The following is an 8,356-nucleotide window of genomic DNA, read 5'->3' on the forward strand; positions in this document are numbered from 1 at the left end:
TCGATAAAACTGTTAGCTTAGTATAGTTTTAACTTAATAACATCATTATGACGATTCAACTAAATACAGACAAAAACTTAACGATACACCAGGAATACGAAGACAAAATTAAAGGGATGATTACCGATGGTATCGGCAGATTTGATGATTTAATCAGCAGGATTGAAGTACACTTGTCTGATGAGAACGGCAGCAAAGAAGGATTAGATGATAAGCGTTGTTTACTGGAAGCAAAAATTGTAGGCAAGGAACCTATTGCCGTTACTAATCTCGGAAATAACTATGATTTAGCATTAACTGGCGCGATTTCTAAATTGAAAAGTAAATTGGAAACAATTGCCGGAAAATTGAAGGCGCATTAGAAAAAGAATAATAGATATAGTCTAATTATTAATTTAGATTTGTCATGTTGAGCTTGTCGAAAAATATAAAGGACTTTTCTATCCTTCGACAAGCCCGACATGAAATTTTGGTTTTATAACGATAACTTTTAATTTATCGTTTGCTAAATACTTGTTGGTAACATTAAAGCGAATGGCATTGCTTTATTATAATCAAGTTCTTCGTATTCCAGACCTAAAGCTCTTAAATTTTTATAGTAAGTTTGGTGGTTTTTATAGTACATTTTTTCAGATTGCATAAACCATGACTTCTCCCCTAATTTTTGAGCCAGAAACCATTTTTCAAGTAGTCTTCCTGTCCGTCCATTACCATCATTAAATGGGTGAATTTTAACAAAGACCAAATGAATCATAGCGGCAAAAAAGAAAACTTCTTTGATATTTAGCTCCTGGGATAACAATATGGCTAAATCATCATAAAATTTAACCATTTCTTCCTGAAGTTTGAAAGGAGAAATTGCGAAATATTCTATACGCCCATCAGGTGTCGAAACATACATATTGCTATTTCTTAACTTACCTTGATAGTTTCTGGCAACAATATGCTTGCTTAATAATTGATGAGCGGCAGAAATGTTTTCTTGATTTAAGAAATTCCTTTTTGCATAATCATAAGCCGAGTATAAATCATCAATTTTCTTTGTATAATCAGGTAAAAGCTCAATTCCAAACTTTTTATGTTTGATATAAGAATCAAGTTCAATATCTTCTCCTTCTATTTTGCTCGAATAAACGGAAGAAACAGAAGTATAAAAGCTAAATTCGTTTGTTGAAATTTCTGCATCCTGTAGATTATCAAACCTCGCCTGCAAATCATCGTTAACTTGTGAGCAATAATCATCAAGTAATTTAACAGGTATGATTTTCAGTTCATCAAACATATAATCGCTGGTTGTTTTTGTACTAAATTAAAGATAGTTCTTATTAAAAGCTATTTTTATAGCTCCTCAATATAACCCAAAAACAAATTCATTGCCTTTTTACGGTCTTCGGTCACTTCAAATTGAAGTTTGTTATTCAGATAATCTACCAGATCGAAGTTGGGTGTTTCCGGTAAATCCGCTAATACTTCAGTTCGATGATCCAATCCGTATTTTAGTGCCGCATTAAATTCTGTTTTAAAAGATTGTGGTATTTCCTTATTTGCCACCCACGTTGCGTACATAAATGGCAAGCCGGTAAAATTCTTCCATTCCTCACCCATGTCGTAAGCAAAAGCATAATCATCTTTTTTACCGAAAGTTCTGTCGCCAATTAACACAATCGCATCGGTTTTCTCATGCTGATCTGTGGTGAATGCAACTTCTTGTTTCCAATGAAATTTCAACAGTACTTTTGCTAAATTATTTGAGGTTCTGGAATGTGCATCGAGCTTTAACGTTTTTAATTCCTTGATGGGAACATTGCTAAATATGAATACGGAATTTACTGCACCATCACTTCCAATACAGTAATCGGCCACAATATTAGCATTAGGCACCAATGGAATAGCAGCCACAGGCATTAAACCCAGATCTACCTCACCATTTATTACTTTTGCAGCACAGTCTGAAGGAATATCTAAACTTAAATCTATTTTATTGATGATGTCCGAATGTTCTAATCCGTAAATGAAAGCTTTAGTATTAGTGTAGGCTACTGCCGATATTTTAATTTTATTCAAGGTGTTATATTAAAGTTATTGTGCCTGGCTTTGAGGTTTTGGCAGATTATTCTATCACCAAACCATCCAAATGAACAGCATTATTAAATTCGAGAACGCTAAACTTTCCATTTTCAAAACCTATCTTGTATAAAACGGTATTTTGGTGTGGAAAGCCTGTCATTTCACTTAGTGGCTTCCCAAGCAACAAGCAAAGAAAAACCCTCATCGCTCGTCCGTGCATGCAAAGCAAAACATTTTTTTCTTCAGGCCTGATTGATAAAACCTCCATTGGGTACTTTAAGCGTTCGTATACATCCTGTACACTTTCACCGCCTTCAAAATGCGCGGTATAGTTGCCATCTTCCCAGGTTTGAAGCATTTCGCGGAAAGCATCCCTTGCTTCCTCGCTATTTGGCTGACCTTCCCAAACACCCCAGGCCAACTCATCTAATCCAGATAGTTTTTCCCATGGTAATCCAGAATCAATAAATTTTTGAACAGTTTGCCAGGTTCTTTTTAAATCTGAAGTATAAATCTTATCAAACGAAATACCTTTATACTGCTGATAAAAGGCTTCAGCCTGTGCCCTTCCAGTGTCGTTCAAATCAGAGTTGATTCCCCTGCCCTGCACAATTCCCTGTTTATTTAATTCTGTTTCGCCGTGACGGATGATATAGATGTTTTTCATTTAATGGTTTGAATTAGAGAATTAATGAAGTTAGAGAGGAAGTGAATTTAAACAGAGTGAATGATTGAATTTTCGACTGTACAAATATTCAATCATTCTAAACTTATACATTCAAAATTAATTGACTACTGGCAGCTTATAATATTGAGGCTTCTTATCCTCCTCGAAAACAACGTGTTCGAAATCCGTAACTACGTTATACAATGTATCACGTTCTACAGCAATTCTACCCACCTGTTTAATTAAATTGACCAACTCTTTTGTACTCATAGCGGGCGTTTGTTCTTCTGCGCCAGCCATAGAGTAGATTTTGGTGGTATCATCTAAGGTACCATCAATGTCATCTACACCATAATTCAGCGATAATTGGGCAGTTTCTCTACTGATCATTGCCCAGTAAGCTTTAATGTGATCAAAATTATCCATATAGATTCTCGCAATTGCGTAGTTTCTTAGATCTTCGATTACCGAAACTTCAGGCGTATTGCTCATCTGATTATTCTGGTTCCTGAATTTCAAAGGGATAAAGGTCTGGAAACCACCTGTACGATCTTGTAATTCGCGAAGTTTTTCCATATGATCCACACGATGTTCGAATCTTTCGATATGTCCATAAAGCATCGTCGCATTACTTCTCATTCCAAGTTTGTGCCATTCTTCATGAATCGCTAACCATTGCTCGCCTGTACATTTATCTTTCGCAATCTGCTCGCGAATTTCAGGATCAAAGATCTCTGCACCGCCACCAGGCATGGATTGTAAGCCAGCATCTTTCATTAACTTCATGCCCGTAGCATAATCAATTTTAGCCTTCTTGAAAATATAATGATATTCAACAGGTGTTAATGCTTTTACATGTAAATCGGGACGGTGTGTTTTGATTGCCGTAAATAGAGCTGAATAAAAAGCTACATCGTATTGAGGTAAAACTCCGCCAACGATATGCACTTCGGTTACAGGTTCGTTATCGTATTTTTTTACGATGTCGAGCATTTGCTCCATCGTTAAAGCCCAACCTTCTTCTTTTTGTTTAATGAGGCGGGAATACGAGCAGAACTTGCAATCGTATACACAAAGATTGGTTGGTTCTAAATGAAAATTACGATTAAAATAGGTTTTATCGCCATGTTTTTTCTCCCTGATGTAATTTGCTAAAATACCCAGATAGCCCAATTCTGCATGTTCGTATAGATAAACGCCCTCGTTAAAAGTAATTCGCTCGCCACGAAGTATTTTGGATGCTATGTTTTGTAATTCAGTTGATAAGTTAGTATCAGCTAATATTTTCTCAACTTCTGCAGTTGTTGTCATTCCTGATTTCATTTCGAACAAAAATACAATATTGAGGCGATTTGAAAATCATTTTCTTGTAACAAACGGACATAATGGGTTCAATAGTTTATAATTTCACTAATGTCATTGAATTATTATTCCGTGTACATCTGTGCTTCCGTGGCACAGAATAATCAGCAGCTACTTTCACTTCATAAAATTAAAAATGCTGTTTTGCCACAGAGTTTAAAAAGATATAATTGCCACGGAAACACTGAAATCACGGAAAATTAAAAATTCCGTGTACATCTGTGCTTCCGTGGCAAGGGATAATCGGCAGCTTTTTCAACAACCAGAACTAAAAAAATATTGCTGCAATAAAAAATGTTAACATGATGCTGTTTGCCATAGAGTTTAAAAAGTATAATTGCCGCGTAAACATTGAAATCACGGAAAATTAAAAATTCCGTGTACGTCTGTGTTTCCGTGGCAAAGAAAATAATCGGCATCTACTTCAACTACCAGAACAAAAAAAACGATACGGCTGCCGGAACAAATGTTAAGATGCCGCTGTTTGCCACAGAGTTTAAAATCAAATAATTGCCACGGAAACACTGAAATCACGGAAAATTCCAATTCCGTGTACATCTGTGCTTCCGTGGCAAGAAATAATCGGCATCTACTTCCTTCCTAAAACAAAAAAACAGTACTGCTGCCGGAAAAAATGTTAACATGATGCTGTTTGCCACAGAGTTTAAAAAATATAATAGCCGCGGAAACACTGAAATCACGGAAAATTAAAAATTCCGTGTACGTCTGTGCTTCCGTGGCAAACAAAATAATTAGCAGCTGCTTCCTCTTCCTAAAACAAAAAAAACAATACTGCTCCAAGAAAAATGTCAAAATGCTGCTGTTCTGCTACAGAGTTTGAATAAAATAATTGCCACGGAAACACTGAAATCACGGAAAATTAAAATTCCGTGTACATCTGTGCTTCCGTGGCAAAGAAAATAATCGGCAGCTACTTCCTCTTCTTAAAACAAAAAAAGCACCCCTTTTCAGAAGTGCTTTCATGTGGTATTTTGTAGGTGAATTATTAATTTGTTGCCGGAGAGAACGTTAATACAATGTTCGCTGTTTTTCCACCAAACTCAATTGGAGATTTCATTACCATGTTACCTTTTGATAATTGTGTTAACACGAGGCGATAACCTTCTGTTACATTTTTAGCTTTATCACCTTCAAAGATTTTCTTAAACTGAAAAGTTTCTTCTGCCGGTGTTGCTGACCAGAAAATGGTTTGCATTACCTCACCACAGGTGCTTGAGGCTGGTAAAGTATAAGAACCATTTCCACTATTAGTAAGCTTCCAGGTACTTCCCTGAAAACATTTGTAAGATTTCTCTCCAAATAAACCTTGTACAGCCTGGTCTGGAAGACCTTCTAAAGCGATATTGTTTAGTACCCAGGTGCCAGTTACTGTACCTCTCCCACCGTTTATACCCGTTGAAGCGTTTTTAGTAGTGGAACAACTTTGTAACATTACCAAAGTAGAACATGCTATTGCAATAGCTATAAATAATCTTTTCATTTTAGTTTTTTTTATTTCGCTGAACTGATTACATAAATCTTGCCAAAACAATTATGAAGATTAAATTTGTACTAAATTATTAAATTGCGTGCTGTTAAACTCTTCCAACTAAAAAATCATGAAACCAGAAACCCTTGCTATTCACGCCTCTAATCTTGTAAAAAATACTACAGGTGATGTTACGCCTCCAATAAATTTATCTACAACTTTTTTTCGTGATGAAGATGGTGGCTATCCGGGTGGTCACATGTATAGTCGAGTAAGTAATCCAAACCGGTCTGCTTTAGAAAACACTGTAGCCAAATTAGAGTATGGTGAAGATGCTGCCGCCTTCGCATCGGGAAATAATTGCGGGATGTCTTTGTTCCAGGCGCTAAAACCTGGAAGCCATATTATTGCACCTGATGATATGTATTGGGGAATTAAAAAGCAATTACTAACCATTTTTAATGACTCCCTGGAGTTTGATTTTGTAGATCAGACCGACCTGGAGCTGATTAAAAAATCTATCAGACCAAACACTAAAATGATTTGGATAGAGACCCCATCCAATCCTTTGCTGAAGGTTACAGATATTGAAGAAATAGCAAAAATTGCGAAATCAAATGAAGCGATCTTGGTTTGCGATAGTACCTTCGGTACACCTGTTTTACAAAATCCTATTTTATTGGGTGCAGATATTGTGATGCACAGCAGCACCAAATATTTAGGCGGCCATAGCGATGTGCTTGGGGGAATAGTAGTTACTGCAAAAAAAGATTCCTTTTGGGAGAAAATTAGAAATATTCAGCAAACCGGCGGCGCAGTGCCCTCTCCTTTTGATTGCTATTTATTATGCAGAAGTATTAAAACGTTAGCTTACCGCATGAAAGGCCATTGTGAAAATGGTAAAATAGTGGCTGATTACCTGTCTAAACATCCACATGTGGAGGCTGTTTTTTATCCAGGCTTGGAAACACATCCTCAACACGAGATAGCCAAAAAGCAAATGAAAGATTTTGGTGGAATGATGTCATTTCTGGTTAAAGGAGGTGTGGAGGAAACCAGCAAAGTGGTAAATAAAGTGCAACTTTTTGCACAAGCAACTAGCTTGGGTGGTGTAGAAAGTCTGATCGAACACCGTTATTCTGTGGAAGGTCCTGATAGTAAAACGCCGAAAAATTTATTAAGAATATCAGTGGGTTTGGAACATGCGGATGATATTATTGCGGACTTGGAGCAAGCTTTAGGTTAGCCGTCAATTGAAAGTTTAGTGCCATTATTAGCTTGATCTAGGATCTTTGGATTGCAATTTTTCGTTCTCAAACTTTAATTACAGCGCAGGATCTTTGCGCTTTGACTTAATGTTAAAATCTGGTTGTGGTGTCTTGCTATCGCTTGGTCTTGCCTCGGCTAGCCGCCGAAGGGCTTCTACCTTTTTCTTGATAAAAAGGTAGCCAAAAATCAAGGCTTGGATCTGATGTCGGATAAATTCGTTAAAGCTTTATTTCGGCAGCACAAGCACCCGATGAAGGATCGGGAGCGGACGCGCTGCCTTGGGTTGTGGAGGGTATGAAAGATTGTGATTGAAGCTTTAACGTTTTCTCCTTCCATCATTTCCTAGGCCGGATAGCAGGGTGGTAATAGCGAGTGGGCCTTCTTTTTGAAAAAGGAGGAAGAGATACTATCGCTATGACCACCTAGTAAGGCCAAACCACTGTTTCTTCGTTCTGCTCTTAGACCGGCGTGGTCAATTTTTTGGGATGGCACTGACCTAGCCTACTCACTAACTTTAACAGAAAAATTGCGAGCCGGCAGTTTTGTTTCTTTTGCTGTCAAAAGAAAAAAGGCCCGTCCGGCTAGGACACGATGAGATCTTTTTTAACTTGAAGCCTAAAAGACATTTTTTTGTAGCATTCATCTATCGGCTGGTGTCATCACCTGCTAAAAACTTTTCCCGCTACGCAGTCTTGCCTCGGCTGGCCGCCGAAGGGCTATTTTCTTTTCCTTGATGAAAAGAAACAAAAATCAAGGCTTGGATCTGATGTTGGATTAGCACGTCGAAATTTAAATGGCGGTAGCGCAAGGGCTCGATTTGCCTTGTAATAAAGATTTATTACGGGAGCCGTTCGCGCTACCTTGGGCTGGAGGAATTTAAATGTGAGTGCAAAAATTTCAACGTTTTCTCCTTCCATCATTTCCTATGCCGGATAGCAGGGTGGCAATAGCATGATGAGAATTAGGATGCGGACTTAGATTTATAAGTGGTTGAAGCTTTAACGTTTTCTCCTTCCATCATTTCCTAGGCCGGATAGCAGGGTGGCAATAGCACGACGAGAATTAGGATGCAGACTTATATTTATAACAACAAGAAATACGATCGCTATGGCCACCCCACAAGGCCAAACCACCGTTTCTTCGTTCTGCTCTTAGACCGGCATGGTCAATTTTTTGGGATGGCACTGACCTAGCCCTATCTACTAACTTGGATAAAAAAATTGCGAGCCGGCAGTTTTGTTTCTTTTGCTGTCAAAATAAAAAAGGCCCGTCCGGCCAGGACACGATAAGATCTTTTTAACCCGAAGCATAAAAGACATTTTTTTGTAACATTCCTCTATCGGCTGGTGCCAGCACCTACCGAAACTTTTCCCGCTACGCAGTCTTGCCACGGCTAGCCGCCGAAGGGCTTTCTTCTTTTTCTTGACAAAAAGAAGCAAAACTCAAGGCTTGGATCTGATGTCGGATTAGCGCGTCGAAATTTAAATGGCGGTAGCGCAAGG

Annotated in this window: 7 protein-coding genes; 2 read left to right on the forward strand and 5 right to left on the reverse strand. The window is 38.0% G+C overall.

From position 1 onward, the window contains the following. The first annotated feature begins 47 nt into the window (after positions 1 to 47). Positions 48 to 362, forward strand: coding sequence for an HPF/RaiA family ribosome-associated protein (locus SOM16_RS20810; RefSeq protein ID WP_320465918.1), 315 nt, complete (start codon positions 48 to 50; stop codon positions 360 to 362). Between the two features lie 143 nt (positions 363 to 505). Here SOM16_RS20810 and SOM16_RS20815 read toward each other — a convergent pair whose 3' ends face one another. From SOM16_RS20815 to SOM16_RS20835, 5 genes are all read right to left on the reverse strand, one after another. Then, positions 506 to 1,282, reverse strand: coding sequence for a Fic family protein (locus SOM16_RS20815; protein ID WP_320465919.1), 777 nt, complete (start codon positions 1,280 to 1,282; stop codon positions 506 to 508). 56 nt (positions 1,283 to 1,338) lie between these two features. Next, a complete protein-coding gene (locus SOM16_RS20820; protein WP_320465920.1) occupies positions 1,339 to 2,064 on the reverse strand; it encodes a menaquinone biosynthetic enzyme MqnA/MqnD family protein in 726 nt (241 codons plus the stop codon). Between the two features lie 46 nt (positions 2,065 to 2,110). Then, on the reverse strand, positions 2,111 to 2,734 hold the full coding sequence (locus SOM16_RS20825; RefSeq protein ID WP_320465921.1) for a histidine phosphatase family protein: 624 nt from the start codon (positions 2,732 to 2,734) through the stop codon (positions 2,111 to 2,113). Between the two features lie 117 nt (positions 2,735 to 2,851). Beyond that, complete coding sequence (gene mqnE, locus SOM16_RS20830) at positions 2,852 to 4,045, reverse strand: aminofutalosine synthase MqnE (RefSeq protein ID WP_320465922.1); 1,194 nt, start codon at positions 4,043 to 4,045, stop codon at positions 2,852 to 2,854. A 1,057-nt stretch (positions 4,046 to 5,102) separates the two neighbouring features. Continuing rightward, a complete protein-coding gene (locus SOM16_RS20835; RefSeq protein ID WP_320465923.1) occupies positions 5,103 to 5,597 on the reverse strand; it encodes a lipocalin family protein in 495 nt (164 codons plus the stop codon). A gap of 118 nt (positions 5,598 to 5,715) precedes the next feature. Here SOM16_RS20835 and SOM16_RS20840 point away from each other — a divergent pair, with 118 nt between their 5' ends. Then, positions 5,716 to 6,831 (forward strand): trans-sulfuration enzyme family protein, encoded by a 1,116-nt coding sequence (locus SOM16_RS20840; protein WP_320465924.1) that lies wholly within the window; start codon positions 5,716 to 5,718, stop codon positions 6,829 to 6,831. Positions 6,832 to 8,356: the final 1,525 nt, after the last annotated feature.

The organism is Pedobacter sp. CFBP9032 (assembly GCF_034045265.1).
Classification (GTDB): Bacteria; Bacteroidota; Bacteroidia; order Sphingobacteriales; family Sphingobacteriaceae; genus Pedobacter.